Source organism: Tropicibacter sp. Alg240-R139 (genome assembly GCF_900537075.1).
In the GTDB taxonomy this organism is placed as follows: Bacteria; Pseudomonadota; Alphaproteobacteria; order Rhodobacterales; family Rhodobacteraceae; genus Falsiruegeria.
Genome location: NZ_UNRA01000007.1, coordinates 1 through 24532, shown reverse-complemented (window position 1 = coordinate 24532; position 24532 = coordinate 1). Strand labels below are relative to the sequence as shown.

Sequence of the window (24532 nt, the reverse complement as noted above, 5' to 3'; positions counted from 1 at the left end):
GATGAAAAGTGAACATGGCGGCTTGCGCACGCGCGGTGATCGTGGCTACGCTTGAACCAGACTGCCAAAACAGGAGAGCAGATTGGCCATTGGTGCCCTGACCCCACCGCCAACCGAAAGCGCCCCGCGCGAGGCGCAGATCGAATTTTCTGACAACCGACTGTTGATCGACCTTTGCGGCGAATACGACCGCAATCTGGCCATGATCGAAAAGGCGCTCGACGTGCAAATCGCACGGCGCGGGAACCAGCTTGTGATCATGGGCGGCGAGGACGCGCGAGAACGCGCGCTTGAGGTCATGCAGGCGCTCTATGACCGCTTGCAGGCGGGCCGCACGGTTGAACCCGGCGACATTGACCGCGAGCTGCGCATGGGCAACGCGACCGAAGACACCGGCACGCGCGATGGCAACCAGCTTGAGATGTTCAAGGGCGGTAAGGTCGAAATCAAGACCCGCAAGAAACTGGTCGAGCCGCGCACCGACGCGCAAAAGGCTTATGTTCAGTCGCTGTTTGAAAACGAGCTGGCTTTTGGCATCGGCCCTGCAGGCACCGGCAAAACCTATCTGGCCGTGGCCGTGGGTGTGTCGATGTTCATCGGTGGCCATGTGGATCGTATCATCCTGTCGCGTCCTGCGGTCGAGGCGGGCGAAAAGCTTGGCTATTTGCCCGGCGACATGAAGGACAAAGTCGATCCTTACATGCAGCCGCTTTATGATGCGCTGAACGACTTCCTTCCCGGCAAGCAACTGGCCAAACTGATCGAAGAAAAGCGAATCGAGATCGCGCCGCTGGCCTTTATGCGGGGCCGGACGCTGGCCAACGCCTTTGTTGTACTGGACGAGGCGCAAAATGCGACCACGATGCAGATGAAGATGTTCCTGACCCGCCTGGGTGAAGGTTCGCGCATGGTCATTACTGGCGACCGCAGTCAGGTGGACCTGCCGCGCGGGGTTCAGTCAGGCCTGCAAGACGCCGAACGCCTGCTCCATTCGATCCCAAAGATCAGCTTCAACTACTTCACCTCCAAGGACGTCGTGCGCCACCCGCTTGTGGCCGCGATCATTGAAGCCTATGAGGCGGACTCAGGCCACACTTAGGGTCGAGGCAACGGGGCAGAGATGCTGGATATCGCGATAGAGGACAACCGCTGGCAGGATGCCGGCCTTGAGGCGCTGGCCGAACGGGCCGCTGCCCAGACGCTTGCGCATCAGGGGCTGGACGCCGACGAATCCGAAATCTCGCTGCTGGCCTGTGATGACGACCGCATTGCCGTTCTGAACGCCGAATTTCGCGATAAATCAACGCCCACTAACGTGCTCAGTTGGCCCGCGCAGGACCTTGCGCCAGAAATTGCAGGCGCAGAACCAGCGCAACCCGAACCCGATTTTACGGGCGAACTGGCTTTGGGCGACATTGCAATTTCATACGACACCTGCGCCCGCGAAGCTCAGTCTGTAGGCAAGCCGATGGATGATCACGTGACCCATTTGATTGTTCACGGGGTGTTACATCTGTTGGGCTATGACCATATCCGTGACGCTGATGCCACTGTGATGGAGGCATTAGAGGTCGAGATACTTGGCAAAATGGGCATAAATAACCCATATATAGAGTGAAGGGGGCCTTTGGCCTTCGTGTTTGGAATAGGAATAATGGGCGACACAGACGGCAGTTCTAACGCAGCGCACCGCGCGCAGTTACAGAACCAAGCAGATTTTTCTACCGGCGACACGTCGGCAGAGCGAGGCTTTTTCTCACGCATCATGGATGCAATTTCACCAGCGGAAGAGCCCGAACCAACGGAACCGGACCATCCGGCAGACACCGCAACGCAACCCCATGGTATGATCAACCTGCGCCGGATGCGGGTCGAAGACGTGGCGATCCCCACGGCTGAGATTGTGTCGGTGCCCAACACCATCACTAGGGACGAGCTGGTGCAGGTGTTTCGCGAAAGCGGCCTGACCCGAATACCGGTGTACGAGGGAACGTTGGACACGCCGCTTGGTTTTGCCCACCTTAAGGACTTTGCCCTGATTCACGGCTTCAACGGCAACTCGACCGAGTTTGACCTGCAAAGCATGGTTCGACCGCTGTTGTTTGTCCCCCCATCCATGCCCATTGGTGTCTTGCTCGCCAAGATGCAGACCGAGCGGCGGCATATGGCGCTTGTGATTGACGAATATGGTGGCGTTGACGGCCTGTTGACGATTGAGGATCTGATCGAACAGGTCGTGGGCGAGATCGAGGATGAGCACGACACTGGCGAGGATCAGACCTGGCTTAAGGAAAAGCCGGGCTGCTACGTGGCCCAGGCCCGCACGCCACTGGATGAATTCGAAACTGAAATTGGCCGCTCTCTGACCAAGCATGAAGATGTGGACGAAGAAGAGATCGACACGCTTGGCGGCCTGGTCTTCATGCTGTCGGGGCGTGTGCCCGCACGTGGCGAGGTCGTGTGCCATCCTGATGGTCCCGAGTTCGAAGTTATCGACGCCGACCCCCGCCGGATCAAGCGGCTGCGGGTTATGTTGCCCGACCTGATCGAATGAACCGTCTGTTGGCGGGGCCTTTATGGTCGAGACTGGCGCTGACTGCACTGCTGGGCGCCATCGCCGCCTTTGGGCTTGCGCCCTTTGGCGCTTGGTGGGCCACTCTGGCGGTTTTGATTTTGGTGCCCTCGGTTTTGGCTTCGGCCGACTCGCGGCCTCAGGCATTCGGTCTGGGGTGGGCCTTGGGGTTGGGATATTTCGCACATGCACTGGTGTGGATCGTCGAGCCATTTTTTGTCGATCCCGAGCGTCACGCCTGGATGGCACCCTTTGCCCTGATTTTTCTGTCTGGTGGATTGGCTCTTTTTTGGGGGGCGGCCTTCTGGTTTGCACAATGGTTCGGCAGAACTCTCGGGGCCCGCACCTGGGTTTTGATTTGCGCCCTTTCGCTGGCCGAATTTGCCCGCGCCTATGTGTTTACGGGATTTCCTTGGGCCGCGTTGGCGCAGGTCTGGGTTGATACAGATGTTGCCCTGCTGCTGGCGTGGATCGGGCCACATGGCTTGGCAATGATTACGGTGATGGCGGCGTTGACCGCTGGCTTACTGCTGATCAACCCGGGCCGTGCGCTTTGGAATGTCGCGCCTGTTGTGTTCTTTGCGGCTGCCATCTTTGCCGTTGGACGAACCGCACCCGACGTTGCCGGAACTGGTCAAACCGTCCGTCTGATACAGCCCAACGCGCCGCAGCATCAAAAGTGGGACCCGGCCTACATGCCGACGTTCTATGAGCGGCAAATCGAATACACCGCCGCTCTGCCGCGACCCGACCTGATTGTCTGGCCCGAAACGGCGGTGCCCGTGTGGCTGGAAACCGGCGGCCCGGCGCTCGACCGGATTGCGGCGGCAGCGGACGGCGCAGCCCTTGCGCTTGGTATACGCCGATCCGAGGGCAGCCGCATCTTCAACTCGATGGTCTACGTGGACGTTCAAGGTCAGGTCGCAGGCGTTTATGACAAGCACCACCTTGTGCCTTTTGGGGAATACGTTCCGTTTGGCGATCTTATGGCGCGGTTTGGGATCTACGGCTTTGCCGCCAACAACGGTCAGGGGTTCAGTGCGGGGTCCGGGCCCGAGTTGGTTTCGATGGGCCCACTGGGCCATGCGCTGCCCCTGATCTGTTACGAGGCGGTGTTCCCGCAAGACATCAATGGCGTCAGCACACGGCCCGAGTTTCTGCTGCAGGTCACCAACGACGCTTGGTTCGGCGCACGCTCTGGTCCCTATCAGCACCTGGCGCAGGCCCGAATGCGCGCCATTGAGCAGGGCGTGCCCCTGATGCGCGCTGCCAATACGGGCGTCTCGGCCATGATCGACCCGCTTGGCCGTGTGACCGCGAGCCTGGCCTTGGGGCAGGCAGGCTATGTTGACGCAGAGCTGCCTGCGCCCCTGCCGCCGACACTCTATGCTCGCACCGGTGATCTGTTGGCCTTTGTGGCCTTAATCCTGCTGAGCTTTGCTGTGGCCGCAAGTCAACGTCCCGGAACGCGGCGCAAATAGGCGTTGACCGCCCCAAGCCTCACACGTATCCCTCGATGAAACTGCCACAACGGCTTCCTGGCGTGGCAGCGTAAACCCAATGGAGCACTATTCATGTCCCGTAAGAATTATACCTTCACCTCGGAGTCCGTCTCTGAAGGCCACCCGGACAAGGTCTGCGACCGTATTTCCGACGCCGTCCTTGATGCCTTTCTGAGCGAAGAACCCGAGGCGCGTGTTGCCGCCGAAACCTTTGCCACCACCAACCGTGTGGTCATCGGCGGCGAGGTCGGTCTATCCGATCAGGACAAGCTGCGCGATTACATGGGCCGCATCGACGAGATCGCCCGCGCCTGCATCAAAGACATCGGCTATGAGCAGGACAAGTTTCACCACGAGACGGTCGAAATCACCAACCTGCTGCACGAGCAATCGGCTCATATCGCTCAAGGTGTGGACGCGGCCGACAACAAGGACGAGGGCGCTGGCGACCAAGGCATCATGTTCGGCTACGCCACGACCGAGACTGACGCGCTCATGCCGGCGCCGATCCAATACAGCCACGCCATCCTGCGTCGCTTGGCCGAGGTGCGTAAAAACGGCACCGAGCCCGCGCTTGGCCCGGATGCGAAATCGCAGCTGTCGGTGATTTATGATGATGGCAAGCCGGTTGGCATCAGCTCTGTCGTGCTGTCGACCCAGCACCTGGACGAGGCGTTGAGCAGCGACGACATCCGCGCCCTTGTCGAGCCCTACATCCGCGAAACTCTGCCCGAGGGCTGGCTGACTGCAGCCACCGAATGGCACGTGAACCCGACCGGCAAGTTCGTGATCGGTGGCCCGGATGGGGACGCTGGCCTGACTGGCCGCAAGATCATCGTCGACACCTATGGCGGCGCGGCCCCACATGGTGGCGGCGCGTTCTCGGGCAAAGACCCGACCAAGGTGGACCGCTCGGCGGCCTATGCAGCGCGCTACCTGGCGAAAAACGTTGTGGCCGCTGGTATGGCGGACAAATGCACCATCCAGCTGAGCTATGCCATTGGCGTGTCCAAACCGCTGTCGATCTACGCTGACACTCACGGCACGGGCGAGGTCGCACCTGCAGCGATCGAGAAAGCCATCGATCAGGTCATGGACTTGACCCCGCGCGGCATTCGTTCGCACCTGGGCCTGAACAAGCCGATCTACCAGCGCACCGCAGCCTACGGCCACTTTGGCCGCACGCCGGACGCCGATGGTGGTTTCAGCTGGGAACGCACCGATCTGGTCGACGCGCTGAAGGGCGCTGTCTGAATTCAGGCTTTGAAGTTTTTTAAAGGGCGGTCCAATTGGGTCGCCCTTTTTTCGTGGGTTGGTTTCTGGACCTCAGCGGGCTCCCGCCCGATTGCAACCGCTTGAGAATGGTCCGCCAGGGTTCTACTGGGCGCAACCGCGCTGAGCCGAAGGCGAGGCGCCCGGCCCAAGCCCGTTAGCGGGGCTGACGCAGTCAGGTCCGCTCGGGCGCGGGAGCTCTTCGAGCTTTTGGGTTTCGGATCACTTTGCAGCGCGATAGGTCCGGCGGTGTATTTGAGTGAAGGTTGGCCAACGATGCAACGGATTATGATCATCGGCGGACCGGGGTCTGGCAAATCAACCTTGGCCCGTGCTCTTGGCGCGCGGATGTCTCTGCCCGTTGTCCATACGGATCCGATCTATTGGCAGGGCGATTGAGTTGAGCGCGACAAGGCAACCGTGATGCAGATGGCCAAGGCTGCTGCTGACGCGTCGGCCTGGGTCTTTGATGGCAACCAATCGCGCAGCATGAACTATCGCGCCGAACGGGCTGAGACGATCATTTTTCTCGACATGCCACGCGCCCTCAGGACTTGATGTATCCTGTGTCGTTCGGCGCGTTACTTTGGGCGCACTCTTCCCGACATGGGTCCCAATTGCCCCGAGCGTTTTGACCACGAATTCCTGAGTTTCTGTTGGTCCCATCAGGCCACCGGGCGATTGCGCGCCCGGTCCCTTGTCGAGCGTTGGTCGGACAAGCGCGAAACCCACATCCTGCGCTTGCGTGCCGAGGTGCGCAGGTTTTTGCAGCAGTTCTGACGCGCCACCCCATCTTGCAACGATGGGCTCAAGCCAGTATGGGCCGGGGCATGAGCACTGATCACCCAGAACGCCCCCGCCGGAACTTCTATGGCCGCTTCAAAGGCAAGAGCCTGAAGCAGAGTCAAAAGACCTATCTGGACGAGGACCTGGCCGCGCTTGCGCCGGGTGCTGTCGGTTGGAAAGAAAACCCGACACGCGAGAACCTGGACCTGGACAGCCTCTTTGTGGGCAAACCCGTCTGGCTCGAGATTGGCTTTGGCGGCGGTGAACATCTGGTGCATCAGGCGGCCAGCAACCCCGATGTCGGCATCATCGGGGCAGAGCCGTATATCAACGGTGTTGCTATGCTTTTGGGCAAGATCCGCAAGGCCGGTGTTGAAAACCTGGCAGTGCACCCCGGTGATGCGCGCGACCTGTTCGATGTGCTACCCGATCAAAGCATCTCCAAGGCGTTTCTTCTCTATCCTGATCCCTGGCCCAAAACCCGCCACCACCGCCGCCGTTTCGTGACACAGGAACATCTGGAACCGCTGGCGCGCGTGTTGAAGCCTGGCGCGACTCTACGCGTTGCGACGGATATTCCAGATTATGTCCGCCAGACGCTTGAGGAGGTGCCCAAAGCCGGTTTCGACTGGTTGGCCGAACGCCCCGACGACTGGCGCGTGTCATGGGAGGATTGGATTTCCACCCGCTACGAGCAAAAAGCGCTGCGCGAGGGCAGGGCGCCGCATTATCTGACTTTCCGTCGACAGGGCTGAGAGGTGCGTTAAACTACGGGCATTCAATTCTTAGTTTATGGAATTTTGCCATGTCCCGTATGCGTATCACCAACTGCCACGTGCATCTGTTCCACGCTGATCACGTACCCGAAAACTACCCCTATTGGGCGCTCAAGCCGTTCAAGAACATGCCTTGGTTGATCAAAGGGCTAAAGGCGCTGATGACCCTGATTGGTCAACATCCGATCGCCGAAAATCTCAGTCGCCTCTATCGGTTTCAGCAAGAAACACAGGAGGGCAGCCAGCGGGCCATTTTGGACAATGTGCGCCAACACTATCCGTCAGATACCCGTTATGTTGTCTTGCCGATGGACCTTTCTGCCTTTGGCTATGGCGCCCCCAAGGTGGCGCTCGCGGCGCAACACGACGAATTGGCGGATCTGGCGCGGGACCCGGATGTTGGCGTCTCGGTCATCCCCTTTGCCACGCTTGACCCGCGGGCCGACCCCCATGGAGCCGAAGCCTGGCGTGCCATCGACCAGTTGGGCTTTCGCGGGATCAAGATCTATCCGCGCCTGGGCTTTGCGCCCGATGATCCCCGCTTGATGAAACACCTTTACCCAAGGATGGAGCAGCTGGGCCTGCCGCTCATGACCCATTGCTCGCGGGGGGGCGTACAAGGGCGCGAATTGTCGGATCATTGGGCCGACCGCTACACCGAACCCGACGCCTATGTCCCGATCCTGAAAGCACACCCCAAGCTGCGCATCTGCCTGGCACATTTTGGTGGGCAGCGGGATTGGGCTGCTTATGTGAACCCCGATCAGCGTAGCCCCTTTGCCGACGAACATCGCAACAACTGGCAGGTCCGCATCCGCGAGATGATTTGCAGTGGCGATTATCCGGGGCTGTGGACAGACATCTCGTACACGTTGTTTCATTTCGAGGATTACGTGCCCTTCCTGCGGCTCTTCCTGTTGGGAGATGAGCCCGAGCACGAACGATTACGTGCCCGTGTGCTCTTTGGGTCGGATTTCTACATGACCCGGCAAGAGAAGCTTTCCGAGAAGGCCGTTTGTTTCCGTCTGCGCAATGCGTTGGGAGAGGAGGTGTTCCGCCAGATCGCCGAAGAGAACCCGGCGCGTTGGTTGAGCGAGGCCTGAACCGAGCTGAAAGGGCCGGATTATCCGTATTTGCAACGAGAAGAAGCAAGGGGACCGTATCCAAGCCGGGCATTGCTGCTGGACGCTGATGGGGCAATTGGGTAATCGGGTCAGGACTGATAGCGCAAAAGGAACCGCCCCATGTCTGGACACGGCACGCCCATCCCGATGACCTCGACCCCCTGCGGTCCGCTGAGCGGTGTGGCCGAGGTGCCCGGCGACAAGTCGATCTCGCATCGCTCGCTGATCCTGGGTGCGATGGCCGTGGGCGAAACCCGCATCACCGGGTTGCTTGAGGGCGAGGATGTGCTGGACACCGCCAAGGCCATGCGCGCCTTTGGGGCCGAGGTCACCAAGCATGATGATGGCAGCTGGTCGGTGCATGGCGTGGGCGTGGGTGGCTTCGCCGAGCCGGAAAATGTGATCGATTGCGGCAACTCGGGCACTGGCGTGCGCCTGATCATGGGCGCAATGGCAAGCTGTCCGATTACCGCGACCTTTACCGGCGACGCCAGCCTGAACGGCCGCCCCATGGCTCGGGTGACTGATCCGCTGGCGCTTTTTGGGACGCAAACCGTTGGCCGCAAAGGCGGACGCCTGCCGATGACCATCGTGGGTGCCGCTGATCCGGTGCCGGTGCGCTATGTCGTGCCTGTACCCTCGGCGCAGGTCAAATCAGCCGTGCTACTGGCGGGGTTGAACGCCCCGGGCAAGACTGTAGTGATCGAACAAGAAGCCACTCGCGACCACTCCGAACGGATGCTGGCGGGTTTTGGTGCGGAAATCACCACCGAAGAAACGGATGAGGGTCGGGTGATCACCCTGACCGGGCGACCTGAGCTGAAGCCGCTGGTGATCGCCGTACCGCGCGATCCGTCCTCTGCCGCCTTCCCCGTTTGCGCCGCTCTGCTGGCGCCGGGCTCGGATGTTTTGGTGCCCGGCATCGGCCTGAACCCGACGCGCGCGGGGCTCTTTACTACGCTGCGGGAAATGGGCGCTGACCTGACCTATGAGAACGAGCGTGAAGAAGGCGGCGAGCCGGTCGCGGACCTTCGCGCGCGCTACTCGCCCAACATGCAAGGGATCGAGGTGCCGCCCGAGCGTGCCGCGTCGATGATCGATGAATACCCGGTGTTGTCCGTCGTCGCGGCAAATGCGACCGGAACCACCATGATGGCAGGCGTCAAAGAGCTGCGCGTCAAGGAAAGCGACCGTATTGATGCAATGGCGCGCGGTCTTCGTGCCAATGGGGTAACAGTGGACGAAGGCGACGATTGGTGGTCTGTCACCGGTCTGGGCATTGGCAAAGTGCCGGGCGGCGGCACCTGCGAAAGTTTTCTGGATCACCGCATCGCCATGTCGTTCATGGTGTTGGGCATGGGTGCAAAGACACCGGTCTCGGTTGATGACGGCGGCCCGATCGCCACATCATTCCCAATTTTCGAACCGCTGATGGCTGGCCTTGGGGCAAACGTCACGCGGGAGTGATCCCCGCACTGCGCCCAAAACGCAGCCCCGTGACCAGGCCATGATGCCCGCACCGACGTCGAACCAGACGATCAGAACGGTCCAAAAGGTCCAAGGGGCCTCGTCCCGCGTGACGGGTGCCCACAGGATCAGGCCCATACGGACGCAAAACCAGAACTTTATGTCATTCTCTTGTGAATGAGTGGGTGCCCACTGCGCCAGATTACTTGCAATTCGTTGGCAGGTTTTTGAATGACGGCGAACTGAGATGGGTTCGCACTCGGACGCCGGAAACGGTTGCTCGGATTGGCGGGGGCATCTTGAAAGCCCAGGCACCCGAAAAAATGACTTTTGGGGCGATGAAAACGGGTTTGGGCTGGATTTTCAGCCGGCCTGACGGAACAGGGTGCCGTGTTCATAATCCAAGGCTCTGGCCAGCTTGAATGTTATCCCCCGGTTCTGCGCAACGCCGTCTAGGACGCGTTGACCAATTCCAACTGAGGCCAACCACAGGTGCAGATTTGTCCGCACCGGGGATTGCAAAAGGCAGGCGCAGATCAAATAAGGTTAGGTTAACCCAAAAAGCGGAGCACTCATGCGTTTCACCATTGCCATCGACGGGCCGGCTGCTGCCGGAAAAGGCACGATTTCCAAAGGCGTATCGGCGCATTTCGGCTTTGCGCATCTGGACACAGGACTGCTCTATCGCGCCGTGGGTCGCCGCACATTGGATGGCGAGGGGCCTGAGGCCGCTGCGCTGGCCCTCACACCCGAAGACCTGAACCGCGACGACCTGCGCAGCGCGCAGGTAGCCCAGGCCGCCAGTAAGGTTGCTGTGATCCCCGAAGTGCGCGCCGCTCTGGTTGATTTTCAGCGCGGCTTTGCGCGGCGTGACGGCGGTGCGGTTCTGGATGGGCGAGACATCGGCACCGTGATCTGCCCCGACGCTGACGTGAAGCTCTACGTCACTGCCAGCCCCGAAGTACGCGCCGAACGACGTTATCTGGAACTGTCGGGCAATGGCGCGGACATCAGCCGCCATCAGGTCTTGGCCGACGTCAAGGAACGCGACGCCCGCGACATGGAACGCGCCCAGGCCCCGCTGATACCGGCGAAGGACGCGATCTTGCTGGACACCAGCGATCTGTCTATCGACGATGTGCTGATGGCCGCCGTAGCCGCAGTTCAGGACAGGGTTTCGCCGACCGACTAAAGCCGATCACCAACCTGTGTATCGCTCATGGCCGTCCGTCTCCTTAGGTTTGAATTAATCCAAACCGGAGGCCCGCCATGATCCGTCTCGTTTTGCTTTTGTCGATGCTGTCCGTTGGGACAATAACCTTGGCTCAGGACACTGGGGATGCGCCCACAGCGACCGAGGCAGAGCAACCGATGACTTATGAGCGCCTGGGTAAGATCATCTTTGCGTTGGACGCTGACGCGCAGCCGCGTGGACCAGGGTTCGAGCTGACAGTCTCAGGGGTGCCAATCATCGTGGTCACCGACGCAAACGCCGACAGGATGCGTGCCATGGTTCCAATCCGCCGGGCCAAGGATCTGACAGAACAGGACATGCAACGCATGATGCAGGCAAACTTTGATACGGCACTGGATGCGCGTTATGCTATCGCCAACGGAACGCTCTGGGCTGCTTTCATTCACCCGTTGTCGCCATTGGAAAAAGATCAGTTCATTTCCGGATTGGCTCAGACCGTCAACATCGCCAAAACCTATGGCACGCTCTACTCGGGCGGGGCCGCACAATATGGTGGTGGGGACAGCGGCAACCTGCAACGCGCCTTGATCGACGAGCTGCTCAAGAAGGGCGAAGAAATCTGACCCCGATTTCAGATCAATGAAAGAAGAGGACCGGAGCAGCCTTTCGGCGCCCCGGCCCAACCCGCCGTTCGTGAGTGATGGCAGGACGTCAGAGTCCACGGCGGGTGTTTCTGGTCGATGCATGGCAAGGACCATGCCCCCGTCGAAAGCGAACTAAATACCGTCGAAACATCATTGAAACTCGGTCCGGGGAGGCAATCCTGAGGTCCGTACTTATTGGTCCTGCCCAGAGTGTTCAATTAGGGTATTCCATAGTCCAATGGGTCATAAGTGCAGTCAAAAGGGGGAATTGGCGGTTCCCCACTCGTGACCTAGCGTCAAGTGGCGGCTTGCTGCTCGTGCATCTCAGCCTGTTCGACCGGCGTTGGCGTGTGGTTGAACACAAACGCTGTACGGCAGGCTTCTTCGCCGCCAAGCTCTGCGATCTTGCGGCGCTGATCGGAAAAGGCGCGGGCGTTGACCGCTTCGGGATCACAAATCTCGTGCAACCGTCGCTTGCCTTCGATCAGCGCGGCCTGCACGTCCGCATCGTTTACCCTGTCGATGGCGCGGTTCATCTGCTCATCCGGATCTGTGTTCAGATCAAATAACTGTGGCGGCTGGTCCACGTAATGCACATATTTCCAGCCCCCCCACCGTACCATAAAGGTGCCCGTCTTGGACCCACCATCATGATATTCGCTGAACCCCGTCCGATCGGGGTCGTCCGACGCATTGGCAATGCCGCGCAACGAAACACCGGGCAGGGCGGCACTTGTCTCATCATCCAAGACGCCGCAAACATCCCGCGCGGTGGCCGCAATGTCGATCAGGTTGGTGCAGGTGGCCACCCGACGCCCGCTTGGGATACCTGGGCCGGCGGCGATCATCGGTACTCCGGCGCTGGCTTCATACATCACCTGTTTGGTCCAGAACCCTTGATCTCCCATCATGTCGCCATGGTCCGAGACATAGAGCACAACGGTGTTGTCCAACTGCCCGCTGTCCTCCAGAGATTTCAACACACGCCCCACGCAGTCATCCATAAAGGACGTCAGCCCATAATACGCCGCCTTGGCTTCGCGCATCTTCTGCTCGTCAAAATAGTCGTCGTAATGGAAAAAGTTCTTTATGTTGCGCAGTTCGGGGTGGTCCGGGATGCCTTTGCCATAGCCTACGGGCAGGTCCATCTCGGCAGGGTCATACATCGCATACCATTCCTCGGGGCAGGTAAGGGGGTAGTGCGGGCTGACCAGTGACACAAACGCCGCCCAGGGTTGCTCCTCCCGCGCCGGATCGGCCAGCCACGTTTCGGCCGCATCGGTGATTGCAAGGTCATAGTCGGAATAGGTGGACGAGCCCACACCCACATCGCCCGCTAGTTCGGCAGCAGAATCATAGGGCGGTGGATTTTCCCGCAACAGCCCCACGGCCCAGCCAACACCGCCCACCACATGCATCGGCAATATCTCTTGGGAAAACCCGTTGTCATCCTCGCCCGAGCGGAAATGCAGCTTGCCGATGCTCACCACTTCGCGTCCCGCGTCGCGTAGATGTCCCATCCAGCTGCGGGGGTGACCGGTATAAGGCGTTGCGCTGTCCCAATTTCCTGTCTTATGCACCCAATCACCCGACGCCAGCGCCGCCCGCGTCGGCACACACATGGGCGAGGGGGTGTAAGCCGCGTCAAACATCGTGCCCCGTGCGGCTAAAGCATCCAGGTTCGGCGTTTTCACGATCGGATGACCTGCGCACCCCATCGCATCCTTGCGATGTTCGTCCGAGATGATGACCAGGAAATTGGTGTGCTTGCTCATGGTGCCGTCCCTCTTTTGTTTCTTAATAATAGGGCAGGTGCCGAAAGCACCCGCCCGATCCATTCACCCAATCCCTAGCACGTTAGTCAGTGATGCGGTCTTTCAGAAAGCGACGCAGAATCTTGCCTGACGGCGATTTTGGCACTTCGTCGATCACCTCAAGCACGCGCACCTGTTTGTAATGTGCCAGCCGGTTGCCCAGATACGCTTGAACAGCGTCCAGATCCGGCGCGGCCTGTCCCGGTGCAGCCACGATAAAGGCCATAGGCAGCTCTCCGACCGCATCATCAGGTTTACCAATCACAGCGGCGTCCACGATGTCGGGATGGGTGAGCAACTCGGCCTCCAGCTCGGCGGGAGCCACCTGAAACCCGTTATACTTGATCAACTCTTTCAATCGGTCGGTGATATAGACGAACCCCTCGTTATCGAAGTGCGCAATGTCCCCGGTACGCAGCCAGTCGCCCTCGACGATGGTCTCGGCGGTGGCGGTGGGATTGTTCAGGTACCCTTTCATCACCTGCGGTCCGCGAATCCACAGCTCGCCATCCTCGCCGTCGGCGGCATCTTCCATCGTCTCAATGTTCACGATCCGGCATTCGGTGTTTGGGATGGTCACGCCAGATGCGCCCGACTTGCCCTTCCCGAACGGAGAGATGTGGCTGACGGGGCTAAGCTCGGTCATGCCATAGCCCTGATTGACCCGCGCGTTCAGCCGCCCGGCCAAAGCGTCGCCCACGTCCTTGCCAAGGGGAGCAGCTGCGCAAAAGATCTGCTCGGTAAAGGACAGGTCGTATTTGTCGATCACCGGGTGCATTGCCAAGGCCAGTGCCACAGGCGGCACGATCCACAGGCGGGGCGTTTTGTATTCAGTGATGAAATCCAGATACTGCTCCAGATCGAACCGGGGCATGGTGACGAGCCCGCCACCTGCCGCCAGATAGGCATTCATCATCACCTGTAGCCCATAGATGTGAAAGAACGGCAGAAACACGACCGTCATCTCGCCGGGTGACAGGTCTGATGGCGCAAGCGTCTGATCGGTGTTCACCACAAGATTCTGATGGGTCAGCATCACCCCCTTGGGCAGACCGGTGGTGCCCGATGAATAGGGCAGGGCCACCACATGATCGACCACATCAATAGGCGCTTGTTCTGCCATCGGCGCGCCCATCAGGTCCGAGAACGCAATCGTACCCTCAGGCGCGTCTCCGATCACCACGATTTGGGTCACGCCGGTTCCCGTGATAGCCTCGCGCGCAGTGTCCAGAAACATCTCGATCGTGACCAGCGTGTTGGCCGATGCATCCCGCAGCTGATGGTTGACCTCATGTGCGGTGTAGGTCGGGTTGATCGTGGTCACAGTGCCCCCGGCCCAGGCTACCCCATGAAATGCGATGCAGTACTCGGGGATGTTGGGCAGCATCAACGCCACACATTTGCCCGACGCCATGTCTCGTGCGTCCAACCCACCGGCCAGCGATTTGACCGCGCCCATGAACTGGGCCCCGGTATAGCTGCGCCCGCTTGGCCCGTCGACCAGAAGGGGCATCTCGGGGTCGATCCCTTCGAACACCCGCTGCGTGATAGACTTGTCGGACAAGGCAACGTCCGGAAATGAACTGGCGATAATACCCACGCGAAAATCTCCCTGAATTATTCTTTTGATTGCCACCACTCTAGGAGCGGCCGAGTGCAATACAAAAGACTATTCTCTGGGAGGTTATGCGTCTTCTACTGCCGCCTGTGCGTCGAAAGCCGAGCGCGCCTGATCAATGGCGCCCAGGTTTTCTAACGCCCACAGGCCCATCACCTCAACCGGCTTGCGAAATGACTGCCCCAAAGGCGTCAACGAATACTCTACCTTTGGCGGGATCGTCGGGTGATAGGTGCGATTGACCAACCCGTCCCGCTCTAGGGAACGTAAAGACAGGCTCAGCATACGCTGTGAAATACCCAGATGTCGTTTCAACTCGTTGAACCGTAGGGTGCCGTATCGTGACAGAGAGATCACGATCAACACGCTCCAGCGATCCCCAACGCGGGCTAAAACCTCGTTAATGCGCCCGCAATCGGGGCATTGATTTGCTTGCGACATGGGCGGTTCCCTTTGTGTTACCGGGTCTCAGGCATGTGCCTTCTTGCGGGGTGATAAGGTGTCACATATATAGCCGGTTACAAATTTATACTACCCCTGGGCCGTTGCCCCCGCAAGGATATACGACATGACCAAAAGCACCCTGATCGACAAGCTGAACTGGCGCTACGCAACCAAGAAGATGGACCCCGCCAAATCGGTTGAGCAAGACAAGGTCGACCAGATCGTCGAGGCCGTGCGCATGGCCCCCACCTCCAGCGGAACCCAGCCGTTTGAGCTGTTTGTTGTGACCAATCCCGACATCCGCGCTCAGATCCGTCCCCACGCGTGGGATCAGGCCCAGATCACCGAAGGCTCGCATCTGTTGGTGTTTGCGGCTTGGGACAATTACTCGTCCGACCGCATCGACGCAGTGACGCTGCAGATGACAGATGAACGTGGCGAGATTCCGATGTTGAACCAGTACTACGAGAACCTCAAATCCAACTACCTGCCACGCGACGAACAGATCAACCACGACCATGCCGCCCGTCAGGCCTACATCGCGCTGGGCTTTGCCTTGGCCGCTGCTGCCGAACTTGAGGTCGACAGCACTCCGATGGAAGGTTTCGATCCGGCCAAGGTCGACGAGATCCTGGGGCTGCGCGACAAAGGTCTGCGCTCTGTTGTCCTGCTGCCGCTGGGCTATCGCCAGGAAGACGCCGACTGGCTGCTACCGATGAAAAAGGTCCGCAAGTCCAAAGAGACCTTTGTGACTGAAATCGCCTGACTTGGCGGTTGACAGGGCGGTCGTTTGGGCCGCCCTTTCTCTTTGGCACATATTGCAGGATCAAAAACATGACTCAGGCCGACGCCCTCTTCCGCCCGCTGGAAACCGAAAAACTGACGCTCAAGAACCGCGTTGTGATGGCACCCATGACACGCACCATGTCACCCGGCAATGTGCCAAATGACGCCGTAGTCGACTACTACCGTCGCCGGGCAGAGGGCGGCGTGGGCCTGATCATCACCGAAGGAACCTTTGTGGATCACCCCGCCGCCATCGCGTACCCGAATGTGCCCGCATTTTTTGGCGACGAGGCACTGGCCGGATGGAAAAAGGTCGTGGATGCCGTGCACGCGGCCGGAGGCAAGATCGCGCCGCAGATCTGGCATGTGGGCGCCGTCCGTCGGCCGGGTGTGAACCCCGGAGGTGACACTCCGGGTTACAGCCCCAGCGGTATGCCGGTACCGGGCAAGGTCCGTGGCCACGCAATGACCCAGGATGACATCAATGATGTTGTCGCCGCTTTTGCAAAGGCCGCCAAAGACGCCGAAACGATCGGGTTTGACGCAGTCGAAATTCACGGTGCCCATGGTTATCTGATCGATCAGTTCTTCTGGGACGGCACCAACCAGCGCGACGACGCTTACGGTGGTGATCTGGCCGCGCGCTCTCGGTTCGCGCTCGAATTGGTCAAAGCCGTCCGTGCCGCCGTCAGCGCCGATTTCCCGGTCATCTTCCGCTTTTCGCAGTGGAAACAACAGGACTATGCGGCCCGCCTGTGTGAAACGCCGGAACAGTTGGGCACTTTCCTGCAACCACTGGCCGAGGCCGGGGTGGACATCTTCCACTGTTCAACTCGCCGCTTCTGGGAGCCGGAATTCGAAGGCTCAGATTTGAACCTTGCAGGCTGGGCCCGCAAACTGACAGGCAAACCCTGCATCACCGTAGGTTCGGTCGGGTTGAACGCTGATTTTCTGCCCGAGGATGGAACGGCCGGTTTCAGGGCGGCAGAACCGGCCAGCATCGACAATCTGGTCGACCGGATGGACCGGGATGAGTTCGACATGGTCGCCATCGGTCGCGCCCTGATCGCCAACCCGGACTGGGCCAACCAGGTGCAGGCGGGCAAATTCGCTGACCTGGCAGCTTATGAAAAGGACATGCTGAGCAAGCTCTACTGACGGTTCAGGTTTGCCCTGTGTTTTGCCTCAAGCCGCTACCGCCTGGTGGCTCTGGTTTGAGGCAAGCTGCCGCTCAATTCTTTCTTGCTCTCAAGGTAGGTTGAGCTTGCACAGTTGCCCTCAGACACCAGACCGAGGAAGACATGCACGTACTGACCGTTCTTGACCACCCGAACCCGACCTCTTTCAGCGCCGCTGCCGCAACCCGGTTCATGGAGGGTGCACAAGCTGCCGGGCACACTGTGGAACTGGCCGATCTCCATGCCGAGGGGTTCAATCCACTCTGGACCATGCAAGATGCCGAAGGGGACGAAACCCCGGCAGATGTCCGGCTCGAGCAGGACCGCATTGCCCGCGCTGATGCCATCTGCCTGGTTTTCCCGCTGTTCTGGTGGGGGATGCCATCGATGACCAAAGGTTGGGTTGATCGTGTCTGGAGCTGGGGTTGGGCCTATGATCAACTCGACGACCCCGAACTGTCGCTGCAACGCCCGCGCACGGGCGTTCTGCTGATCCCTGCCGGTGCCCGTTCTGACGAGATTGAGCGGGATGGCTATGGGCAGGCATTGGATACAACATGGACCAGGGGTACGTTTGGCTACTTTGGCTGGTCGCCGCGTCAGATGGAGCTGCTCTGCGGTTCAACCGGATCTCTCGACCGCCGCCGCGCACTGCTGGACAGATGCCAACAGATCGGCCTGACCCTGCCGGAACCGAGCGGCGGGACAGGGCCCGCCGCAGGGTGATGCAGGTTACAGATCGTTGACTGCGGTATGTTCGATCCTGTTCCACTGCTGATCTGCGGTGACTTCGGTGGCTTGTGCATCCTCAATAAACGCTGCGCGGGTGGCCGCGTTCAGAAACACGAACAGGCGCCCGTTCTGGACCAGAAACTGGTTCGGATCACCGTCGAATTTTTTGCCGACCGACACGCCATACGAGCAGAACCCGCCGTGTTCTGATGCAAATTTCGCCGGATCGGCCTGAAACGTCTGCATGTTGGCTTCACTGGCAAAGTAATAGGCTGCCCCGTCGTGGGTTGCGGCGTAATCCGCTGATCCCTTTACCAGATCGCCGCCCTTTACCAGATCGACGGGATCGTTGCCCCGCAACGCCAGCGGTGCGCCTGCTGCGGTGATGCCAGGGGCAACGTTTACCTCATCAGCGGCAAAGGCCGGGGCAATCAGCATCGGGGTAACGGCGAGGGCGGCGATCAAAAGAGCTTTCATGAGTGTTTCCTTTCTCAGGTTGGTCGCAGGTGTGTCTTGCGATGACCCGAGAATGGGCGCGGACCTTGGGACGAACAATTTCAGAGGATCCGGGAAACTTATCCGATCGTCCGGGTGTCCCGAGCGTCCTGTTTGCGGGCCTGACCGGGACCAAAGCCATAAAATTTGCTGAAGGCACGGCTAGAGGCAGGTGTGGATTGATACCCTACACTCAAGGCCGCACTTTCGACGGATTGCTCGCCCGATTGCAGCAACTTGCGCGCCTTTTCCAGCCGCCAGCCGGTCAGATACTTCAACGGCGTTGTCCCCGTCAGATTATGGAACCGATCTGCAAAAACCGTCCGCGACATGCCGGCATTCCGCGCGATACTCTCGACCGTCCAGGGCGAGGCCGGGTCATCATGCAAGGCACGCAACGCCCGCGCAATCATTGGATCCCCCATCGCCTTGAGCACGCCTTGGGGCAGGGCTTCTTTCTGCATCCAAAGGCGCAGGGCTTGCACAAACAACACCTCGGTCATGTGATGCACGATGATGCTGTTGCCGGGGGCAGGGGCATTTGCCTCGGTCGCGAGCATGTTCAGGGTCGCCGCCAGCCAGGCCGCAGCCTCGTGCGGCAGTTCGCGTGCCAGAATGAAGGGTGGCAAGCTTTGCAGGAAATGATTGCGCCGCGCCTGCGGAGAGAACGAAAAATGCCCACACAACAGCCGCGTCTGCGCCCCATCATCGCGCAGCTTATAGATCAACTGCCCCTTGCCGTCATACCCCGCATCGCTCAGCACCGTCTCCAATTCGGGTGTCGCCGCGTTGGGATGCGCCAACAAGTCATGCTGCGCCCCGTGCGGGATCATCAGGAAATCCCCCTGCCGGATGTGGTTGGTGGCGTTGTTCCCTTCAATCCGCACATGGCATTCGCCCCTGAGCACCAGATGAAAGCGCACCACGTTTTCATAGGCCGGAACGCGCACGCCCCAATCCCCAGAAAACTCGGTCGAGAAATACAGCATCCCGGCAAAGTCGAGATGAGACAGAATATCACTGATCGGATCCATCCCGACAGCTTATGGGATGCGCTGCCAGTTTCAAGCAGCCCGGACGATCTGCAAGGTTTGCGGGACGGGTTGCAACAGGTTGGGGAACACGCATCGGTGTTGAAATTGTTTCGATTGACTCTCATGGCGGATCTTAATTGAGCACTTTTCAAGACATTCATCGAAGAAAGTCTGAGATTGAGACCTTCAGCATGTCAAAAAAGATCTCATATCTGTTTGAAGATTGCCTTATCTTAGTAATTCAGATTGCGTTCTGGGCCTATGTCGTCGCTCTCGTTCTTCTAGCTTCCGTCGGAGTGCTTCTCCCGGTGTTTTCTCAAGCTCTGGAATGGCTTTGAGAGGGGAGGTTTCCGCGCGCGATGGCTATTGGCTGTATGCGTTTTTCACGTGTGGCGAGGTATGGTGCAGGCCCCAATTTGTAACTTTCTCTTACTGGGTGGGAGTCAATCGGATTGTCAATTGGGTTATGAGCTAACATGTGGCCGCCTACAGAATTCTAATTGGCTGGATAGGATTTGCTTTAGCTTAGGAATAGGCCGACAAAATTGCCGAATGGAAATTACTTGAAGAGAGAATTCGTTCTCCTCGGCGTTCCAAAGAAGACGATGACGATGACTGACGTGTCTATCATTCGGGAACTTCTCACGATCTGATCCCTCGCGACATAGGATTAGGAAGGAAAACCGATCATTTCCTGGTGCCTCCCATTGTGCACCCCGGCTGGCAGGTTGCCCAAAGCCCTTTTCCCTTGCACGCAACGGGGAATCTGCCTATACGCGCGCTGTCTGTACATGGGCGGTCAACGTCCGGATGACATGTCTGAGCAGGGCTGGGGTACACCTCGGCCCTTTGTGTTTGTTTGGTCAGATGTGTTCCGGGTCACGTTCTGGATGGGCTTAACCAAGACCGGCGGAGACAACCGCTCGGCCAGAAAAACCGTTACAAAGGACACACACGCCACATGGCTGATACATCCATGGAGGAATTCGAAGCCCTCCTGCAAGAAAGCTTCGAAATGGACACCCCCGAAGAGGGTTCGGTTGTCAAAGGTAAGGTCATCGCTATCGAAGCTGGCCAAGCCATCATCGACGTCGGCTACAAAATGGAAGGCCGCGTCGAGCTGAAAGAATTCGCAAATCCTGGCGAATCCCCTGAAATCGCTGTTGGCGACGAAGTGGAAGTTTACCTGCGCGCGGCTGAAAACGCCCGCGGCGAAGCTGTTATCTCGCGTGAGATGGCCCGCCGTGAAGAAGCATGGGACCGCCTGGAAAAAGCATACGCCGACGACCAGCGCGTCGAAGGCGCGATCTTTGGCCGTGTCAAAGGTGGCTTCACCGTCGATCTGGGTGGCGCAGTTGCGTTCCTGCCCGGCTCGCAGGTTGACGTTCGCCCCGTGCGCGATGCTGGCCCTCTGATGGGTCTCAAGCAGCCGTTCCAGATCCTGAAAATGGACCGCCGCCGTGGCAACATCGTTGTCTCGCGTCGTGCAATCCTGGAAGAATCGCGTGCCGAACAGCGCGCCGAAGTCATTGGCAACCTGTCCGAAGGCCAAGCGGTCGACGGCGTGGTCAAGAACATCACCGAATACGGTGCGTTTGTTGACCTGGGCGGCGTAGACGGTCTGTTGCACGTCACCGACATGGCATGGCGCCGTGTGAACCACCCGTCCGAGATCCTGTCGATTGGCGAAACCGTCAAGGTTCAGGTCATCAAGATCAACAAAGAGACCCACCGTATCTCCTTGGGCATGAAGCAGCTGCAAGAAGATCCTTGGGATCTGGTTGCTGCCAAGTATCCGCTGGAATCGGTACACAAGGGCCGCGTCACCAACATCACCGACTACGGAGCATTTGTTGAGCTGGAGCCGGGCGTTGAAGGTCTGGTTCACGTGTCCGAGATGTCCTGGACCAAGAAAAACGTCCACCCCGGCAAGATCGTATCGACCAGCCAGGAAGTCGACGTCATGGTTCTGGAAATCGACGGCGCCAAGCGTCGCGTTTCGCTGGGCCTCAAGCAGACCATGCGCAACCCATGGGAAGTGTTTGCAGAAACACACCCCGAGGGCACTCAGGTCGAAGGCGAAGTCAAGAACATCACCGAATTCGGTCTGTTCATCGGCCTCGACGGCGACATCGATGGCATGGTTCACCTGTCCGACCTGTCGTGGGACGAGCGTGGCGAAGACGCGATCCAGAGCTACCACAAGAACGACGTGGTTCAGGCCGTTGTCTCCGAGGTTGATGTCGACAAAGAGCGTATCTCGCTGTCGATCAAAAACCTGGGTGGTGACAAGTTCGCCGAAGCCGTTGGCGGCGTGAAGCGTGGCTCGATCGTGACCGTGAACGTGACCGCAATCGAAGATGGCGGCATCGAGGTGGAATATGAGGGCATGAAATCCTTCATCCGCCGTTCGGACCTGTCCCGTGACCGTGCTGAACAGCGCCCCGAGCGGTTCAATGTTGGCGACAAGGTTGACGTTCGCGTCACCAACGTCGACGGCAAAACCCGTCGTCTGGGCCTGTCGATCAAAGCGCGCGAGATCGCGGAAGAAAAAGAAGCGGTACAACAGTACGGTTCCTCGGATTCCGGCGCATCGCTGGGTGATATCCTGGGCGCAGCTCTGAAAACGGGCGACGACTGATCCATCCACTTGGATGTTACGAGGCCTCGCAACGCAAGTTGCGGGGCCTTTTTCGTTGGGGGAGCGATGTGGTTTCCCGTTCGAAGTCGAAGGTTAGAAATGAGCCCGTGTTGACCAATGCTGCGCTTTCTACGAAAATCGGCTTTGCCCAACTCTATTGCCCAAACACACCGAGCTTATCTGGATTTCTCATGATGTATATCCACGCGATCTTTCCACTTCGATCTGGCGCAAGAGTGGTGATGGAGTCCAACTGGCCGAGATGAAATCGGAGTATTGCAAGACGGGCATTCACCATCGACATTCGGGTTGTCCAACCCTGCTCGCTTTTCGCTTTTTCATACAATGCGCGGAACACCTGCATGATCTCACTACCACCAAATAGGGGGCGTCGCGCGGCACGTCTTTTGGCTCCACCGTCTGAGATCGCGACCGAACTGGGTGTAAGTAGCGACAACGCTGTATCAAAATCCTCAGTCATGATTGCCATGAAAAAACGCTGGCTAAGTTCAGCAACTTGTTCTGGCGTGGCATCAAACCGGGGACCGGCGTCTTGCAGCTTCTTTTGCGACCGACTTACAAGTTGGCGGCAGGCGGCCTCGGTTGTGCCAAGCGTGACCGCGAGTTCCGAATAGCTGGCATCGAATACCTCTCTTAAGATAAATGCCGCGCGTTCTTTTTCAGTCAGGCGTTCCATAGCCCACAACAACGCCAACTCGCATTCTTGAGCCAACTCAAAGTGATGCACGGGCTCATGAGGTTCATGCTGAATTAGGGGTTCAGGCAGCCAAGGGCCGACATAGATCTCGCGTTGGCGGTGGGCGGAACGCAGGGTGTCGATTGCGATATTCGTGGCGACCCTACGCAACCAAGCCGCAGGATTGTCGATCTTGTCAGTGTCGGCTGTCGCCCACTTCAACCAAGTATCCTGCACAACGTCCTCTGCCCCTGCACGTTCGCCAAGCATGCGATAGCACAGCGACACCAACTTCATTCGCTCGGCTTCGAATATGTTTGCAACCATGTTCATGTGTGCTGTGAAACCTGTATTGTTGTTTGCTTCACTTGGACACTGCTACAGGTTTGACCAAAGCCCAACCCACGTTTCAATACAGGATATATCCGTCCGCTGGACGCGGCAAAGGAGGCCGCCGTGACAGCGGATGGACCGAACCGTTTTTCAATTTCAGTTCTGAGTTCTTCCAGCTCAGGGGCATTCTCAATAGCGGCTTGGGAGAACCGAAACCCAAGCCCGACATTGCCCGCTGCAGGAGCATTGCCTTCAAGGCAAAGCGCAAGTTGATCTGCAGGGACAGCCACTTCGAGCGCCATATCGACAATGAGTTGCACACATGGTCCACAATCCCCTTCTTGTGTCGACCCTAGCATTGCGCCCGCCCAGACATCTCGCGCCTTCTTGGGGCCCCTAAACTGGCTAAACAAGGGGAGCAATGCTAACCGAACTCCGGCCGCAGTCGAAGTCCCCACGACATGAGACATGTAAGCTGCATCATAATTGTAGCGCCTCGCGAATTTTCGAGCACCCACTCTCAGAAGATACCGGATCATACATGCGTCCTCTCGGTTTGAAGGTTGATCGCCGCAAAGAAAGCGAGAAAGGCTGGCAGCTGAATGCCGATCAAGTTCGTCAGGGCAATAATGTCTATAAAAACCCCTAGATGCACCCACATCCTGATATGCAACAATGCGTGCAGGACCAACCACGACGCCCCGCAAATTCCGGCAGACTTATCTTGTTTGTGGCCAGCCCATATCAAACCCGCACCGCTTACCACGTAGGCAAGAGCGACGTCTTTCGCAAAGTGAAAGTTCAGAGCACCAGTCAGCGCAACGCCTGGTACATTGTCGTGCCAATGCTGCGTAGCGCCCCAAATGTAAGCCGCTGTCACAATTGAAATTCCACCAACGCCGATTAAAATAAGTCTGTGCATTACATCTACGATTCTTAGATCTCAGAGATATGACGATCAGACTTGGAGCTTTGTGACATCCAATCGACAATTTAAAGCAGACACCGCTTCAACCGCAGCGAATTGGTACTTTGTCCGGATACTGTTGAAGAAGTCGGTGTTTTGGCGGGCTTGATGTTGATCAAGAAACAGGCCAGCCGCGTTTCCCTTCACGCAGGCGCTGGTGTTGGCAGCAATTTAGCCAGTTTGCGGAGGTTTTGGGCTGTTGCTGCGAGTTGGAACTGTTCTGTTGCACCTTTGGGTCCGCGAAGCCGCATCATCCGCAGGCCGATGTATCGTTTTAGGTGCGCAAATAGCATCTCGACCTTTCGTCGCTGGATGAACGAGGTAATGTAGGCGTCTGTCTTGCGGATATCGCGGGCGACATCGCGTGCAGCTTCATGAACCGAGCGGAGCAAATTTCGCGCCGGTTGGGTTGGGCAGCACATTGGCTTCAAGGGGCATGCGTCGCAATCCAGTTT

Annotated in this window: 26 protein-coding genes and 1 riboswitch; of the genes, 17 read left to right on the top strand and 9 right to left on the bottom strand. The window is 58.7% G+C overall.

Features of this window, described 5'->3' with window-relative positions; translation table 11 throughout:
- Positions 1 to 82: 82 nt before the first annotated feature.
- The 13 genes from G6R15_RS20455 (at position 83) to G6R15_RS20400 (ending at position 11317) form a co-directional block, all read left to right on the top strand.
- Positions 83 to 1099 (top strand): PhoH family protein, encoded by a 1017-nt coding sequence (locus tag G6R15_RS20455; RefSeq protein ID WP_164661842.1) that lies wholly within the window; start codon positions 83 to 85, stop codon positions 1097 to 1099.
- Between the two features lie 21 nt (positions 1100 to 1120).
- Positions 1121 to 1618, top strand: coding sequence for an rRNA maturation RNase YbeY (ybeY, locus tag G6R15_RS20450; protein ID WP_164661841.1), 498 nt, complete (start codon positions 1121 to 1123; stop codon positions 1616 to 1618).
- A 36-nt stretch (positions 1619 to 1654) separates the two neighbouring features.
- Positions 1655 to 2554 carry a hemolysin family protein gene (locus G6R15_RS20445; protein ID WP_164661840.1) on the top strand — a complete coding sequence of 300 codons (900 nt, stop codon included), beginning with the start codon at positions 1655 to 1657 and terminating at the stop codon, positions 2552 to 2554.
- On the top strand, positions 2551 to 4053 hold the full coding sequence (gene lnt, locus G6R15_RS20440) for an apolipoprotein N-acyltransferase (protein WP_164661839.1): 1503 nt from the start codon (positions 2551 to 2553) through the stop codon (positions 4051 to 4053). The genes G6R15_RS20445 and lnt overlap by 4 nt, the downstream gene beginning before the upstream one ends.
- Before the next feature lie 38 nt (positions 4054 to 4091).
- Positions 4092 to 4140, top strand: a riboswitch (SAM-SAH riboswitch).
- Positions 4141 to 4146: 6 nt separating this feature from the next.
- Positions 4147 to 5328, top strand: a complete 1182-nt coding sequence (gene metK / locus G6R15_RS20435; RefSeq protein WP_164661838.1) for a methionine adenosyltransferase — start codon at positions 4147 to 4149, stop codon at positions 5326 to 5328.
- Positions 5329 to 5622: 294 nt separating this feature from the next.
- Positions 5623 to 5745 carry an AAA family ATPase gene (locus G6R15_RS20430; protein ID WP_164661837.1) on the top strand — a complete coding sequence of 41 codons (123 nt, stop codon included), beginning with the start codon at positions 5623 to 5625 and terminating at the stop codon, positions 5743 to 5745.
- A 30-nt stretch (positions 5746 to 5775) separates the two neighbouring features.
- Entirely contained in the window at positions 5776 to 5904 is a 129-nt protein-coding gene (locus G6R15_RS23035; protein WP_255456192.1) for a hypothetical protein, read from the top strand.
- A 48-nt stretch (positions 5905 to 5952) separates the two neighbouring features.
- Positions 5953 to 6126 (top strand): hypothetical protein, encoded by a 174-nt coding sequence (locus G6R15_RS20425; RefSeq protein ID WP_164661836.1) that lies wholly within the window; start codon positions 5953 to 5955, stop codon positions 6124 to 6126.
- Positions 6127 to 6176: 50 nt separating this feature from the next.
- Complete coding sequence (gene trmB, locus G6R15_RS20420) at positions 6177 to 6887, top strand: tRNA (guanosine(46)-N7)-methyltransferase TrmB (protein ID WP_164661835.1); 711 nt, start codon at positions 6177 to 6179, stop codon at positions 6885 to 6887.
- A 50-nt stretch (positions 6888 to 6937) separates the two neighbouring features.
- Positions 6938 to 8011 (top strand): amidohydrolase family protein, encoded by a 1074-nt coding sequence (locus tag G6R15_RS20415; protein WP_164661834.1) that lies wholly within the window; start codon positions 6938 to 6940, stop codon positions 8009 to 8011.
- Between the two features lie 141 nt (positions 8012 to 8152).
- Positions 8153 to 9499, top strand: a complete 1347-nt coding sequence (gene aroA / locus G6R15_RS20410; protein WP_164661833.1) for a 3-phosphoshikimate 1-carboxyvinyltransferase — start codon at positions 8153 to 8155, stop codon at positions 9497 to 9499.
- Between the two features lie 574 nt (positions 9500 to 10073).
- Positions 10074 to 10691: a d(CMP) kinase gene (locus G6R15_RS20405; RefSeq protein ID WP_164661832.1), complete on the top strand. Its 618-nt coding sequence runs from the start codon at positions 10074 to 10076 to the stop codon at positions 10689 to 10691.
- 77 nt (positions 10692 to 10768) lie between these two features.
- The gene (locus G6R15_RS20400) at positions 10769 to 11317 is read left to right on the top strand and encodes a hypothetical protein (RefSeq protein WP_164661831.1); all 549 of its coding nucleotides are present in this window, start codon (positions 10769 to 10771) and stop codon (positions 11315 to 11317) included.
- 317 nt (positions 11318 to 11634) lie between these two features.
- Here G6R15_RS20400 and G6R15_RS20395 read toward each other — a convergent pair whose 3' ends face one another.
- From G6R15_RS20395 to G6R15_RS20385, 3 genes are all read right to left on the bottom strand, one after another.
- On the bottom strand, positions 11635 to 13113 hold the full coding sequence (locus G6R15_RS20395) for a sulfatase-like hydrolase/transferase (RefSeq protein WP_164661830.1): 1479 nt from the start codon (positions 13111 to 13113) through the stop codon (positions 11635 to 11637).
- A gap of 82 nt (positions 13114 to 13195) precedes the next feature.
- On the bottom strand, positions 13196 to 14752 hold the full coding sequence (locus G6R15_RS20390; protein WP_164661829.1) for an AMP-binding protein: 1557 nt from the start codon (positions 14750 to 14752) through the stop codon (positions 13196 to 13198).
- An 84-nt stretch (positions 14753 to 14836) separates the two neighbouring features.
- Positions 14837 to 15211, bottom strand: coding sequence for a helix-turn-helix domain-containing protein (locus G6R15_RS20385; protein WP_164661828.1), 375 nt, complete (start codon positions 15209 to 15211; stop codon positions 14837 to 14839).
- Positions 15212 to 15338: 127 nt separating this feature from the next.
- On the opposite strand from G6R15_RS20385, the gene G6R15_RS20380 reads away from it, so the two are divergent.
- From G6R15_RS20380 to G6R15_RS20370, 3 genes are all read left to right on the top strand, one after another.
- Positions 15339 to 15980 carry an NAD(P)H-dependent oxidoreductase gene (locus tag G6R15_RS20380; RefSeq protein WP_164661827.1) on the top strand — a complete coding sequence of 214 codons (642 nt, stop codon included), beginning with the start codon at positions 15339 to 15341 and terminating at the stop codon, positions 15978 to 15980.
- Positions 15981 to 16048: 68 nt separating this feature from the next.
- Entirely contained in the window at positions 16049 to 17158 is a 1110-nt protein-coding gene (locus G6R15_RS20375) for an NADH:flavin oxidoreductase (protein WP_164661826.1), read from the top strand.
- A 143-nt stretch (positions 17159 to 17301) separates the two neighbouring features.
- A complete protein-coding gene (locus tag G6R15_RS20370) occupies positions 17302 to 17904 on the top strand; it encodes an NAD(P)H-dependent oxidoreductase (protein WP_164661825.1) in 603 nt (200 codons plus the stop codon).
- A gap of 6 nt (positions 17905 to 17910) precedes the next feature.
- Here the strand turns inward: G6R15_RS20370 and G6R15_RS20365 are convergent, their stop codons facing one another.
- Positions 17911 to 18387: a YHS domain-containing (seleno)protein gene (locus tag G6R15_RS20365; protein WP_164661824.1), complete on the bottom strand. Its 477-nt coding sequence runs from the start codon at positions 18385 to 18387 to the stop codon at positions 17911 to 17913.
- Between the two features lie 98 nt (positions 18388 to 18485).
- A complete protein-coding gene (locus G6R15_RS20360; protein WP_164661823.1) occupies positions 18486 to 19439 on the bottom strand; it encodes an AraC family transcriptional regulator in 954 nt (317 codons plus the stop codon).
- A 961-nt stretch (positions 19440 to 20400) separates the two neighbouring features.
- On the opposite strand from G6R15_RS20360, the gene rpsA reads away from it, so the two are divergent.
- Positions 20401 to 22080: a 30S ribosomal protein S1 gene (rpsA, locus tag G6R15_RS20355; protein ID WP_164661822.1), complete on the top strand. Its 1680-nt coding sequence runs from the start codon at positions 20401 to 20403 to the stop codon at positions 22078 to 22080.
- Positions 22081 to 22234: 154 nt separating this feature from the next.
- On the opposite strand, the gene sigJ is transcribed toward rpsA, so the two are convergent.
- The 4 genes from sigJ to G6R15_RS20335 all read right to left on the bottom strand — a co-directional run.
- Positions 22235 to 23110, bottom strand: a complete 876-nt coding sequence (gene sigJ / locus G6R15_RS20350) for an RNA polymerase sigma factor SigJ (RefSeq protein WP_164661821.1) — start codon at positions 23108 to 23110, stop codon at positions 22235 to 22237.
- Complete coding sequence (locus tag G6R15_RS20345; protein WP_240336822.1) at positions 23107 to 23430, bottom strand: hypothetical protein; 324 nt, start codon at positions 23428 to 23430, stop codon at positions 23107 to 23109. The genes sigJ and G6R15_RS20345 overlap by 4 nt, the downstream gene beginning before the upstream one ends.
- A 215-nt stretch (positions 23431 to 23645) precedes the next feature.
- Positions 23646 to 24032: a hypothetical protein gene (locus G6R15_RS20340; RefSeq protein WP_164661820.1), complete on the bottom strand. Its 387-nt coding sequence runs from the start codon at positions 24030 to 24032 to the stop codon at positions 23646 to 23648.
- Positions 24033 to 24220: 188 nt separating this feature from the next.
- The coding region (locus tag G6R15_RS20335; RefSeq protein WP_205520600.1) for a transposase at positions 24221 to 24532 on the bottom strand (312 nt) is incomplete at its 5' end.

Coding starts and splice junctions, on each gene's coding strand:
- G6R15_RS23035 (WP_255456192.1), top strand. CDS start 5,776: ATGGCCAAGGCTGCTGCTGACGCGTCGGCCTGGGTCTTTGATGGCAAC.
- G6R15_RS20365 (WP_164661824.1), bottom strand. CDS start 18,387: ATGAAAGCTCTTTTGATCGCCGCCCTCGCCGTTACCCCGATGCTGATT.
- G6R15_RS20415 (WP_164661834.1), top strand. CDS start 6,938: ATGTCCCGTATGCGTATCACCAACTGCCACGTGCATCTGTTCCACGCT.
- sigJ (WP_164661821.1), bottom strand. CDS start 23,110: ATGAACATGGTTGCAAACATATTCGAAGCCGAGCGAATGAAGTTGGTG.
- aroA (WP_164661833.1), top strand. CDS start 8,153: ATGTCTGGACACGGCACGCCCATCCCGATGACCTCGACCCCCTGCGGT.
- G6R15_RS20405 (WP_164661832.1), top strand. CDS start 10,074: ATGCGTTTCACCATTGCCATCGACGGGCCGGCTGCTGCCGGAAAAGGC.
- metK (WP_164661838.1), top strand. CDS start 4,147: ATGTCCCGTAAGAATTATACCTTCACCTCGGAGTCCGTCTCTGAAGGC.
- G6R15_RS20445 (WP_164661840.1), top strand. CDS start 1,655: ATGGGCGACACAGACGGCAGTTCTAACGCAGCGCACCGCGCGCAGTTA.
- G6R15_RS20430 (WP_164661837.1), top strand. CDS start 5,623: ATGCAACGGATTATGATCATCGGCGGACCGGGGTCTGGCAAATCAACC.
- G6R15_RS20370 (WP_164661825.1), top strand. CDS start 17,302: ATGCACGTACTGACCGTTCTTGACCACCCGAACCCGACCTCTTTCAGC.
- rpsA (WP_164661822.1), top strand. CDS start 20,401: ATGGCTGATACATCCATGGAGGAATTCGAAGCCCTCCTGCAAGAAAGC.
- ybeY (WP_164661841.1), top strand. CDS start 1,121: ATGCTGGATATCGCGATAGAGGACAACCGCTGGCAGGATGCCGGCCTT.
- G6R15_RS20400 (WP_164661831.1), top strand. CDS start 10,769: ATGATCCGTCTCGTTTTGCTTTTGTCGATGCTGTCCGTTGGGACAATA.
- trmB (WP_164661835.1), top strand. CDS start 6,177: ATGAGCACTGATCACCCAGAACGCCCCCGCCGGAACTTCTATGGCCGC.
- G6R15_RS20395 (WP_164661830.1), bottom strand. CDS start 13,113: ATGAGCAAGCACACCAATTTCCTGGTCATCATCTCGGACGAACATCGC.
- G6R15_RS20385 (WP_164661828.1), bottom strand. CDS start 15,211: ATGTCGCAAGCAAATCAATGCCCCGATTGCGGGCGCATTAACGAGGTT.
- G6R15_RS20340 (WP_164661820.1), bottom strand. CDS start 24,032: ATGCACAGACTTATTTTAATCGGCGTTGGTGGAATTTCAATTGTGACA.
- lnt (WP_164661839.1), top strand. CDS start 2,551: ATGAACCGTCTGTTGGCGGGGCCTTTATGGTCGAGACTGGCGCTGACT.
- G6R15_RS20360 (WP_164661823.1), bottom strand. CDS start 19,439: ATGGATCCGATCAGTGATATTCTGTCTCATCTCGACTTTGCCGGGATG.
- G6R15_RS20380 (WP_164661827.1), top strand. CDS start 15,339: ATGACCAAAAGCACCCTGATCGACAAGCTGAACTGGCGCTACGCAACC.
- G6R15_RS20375 (WP_164661826.1), top strand. CDS start 16,049: ATGACTCAGGCCGACGCCCTCTTCCGCCCGCTGGAAACCGAAAAACTG.
- G6R15_RS20425 (WP_164661836.1), top strand. CDS start 5,953: ATGGGTCCCAATTGCCCCGAGCGTTTTGACCACGAATTCCTGAGTTTC.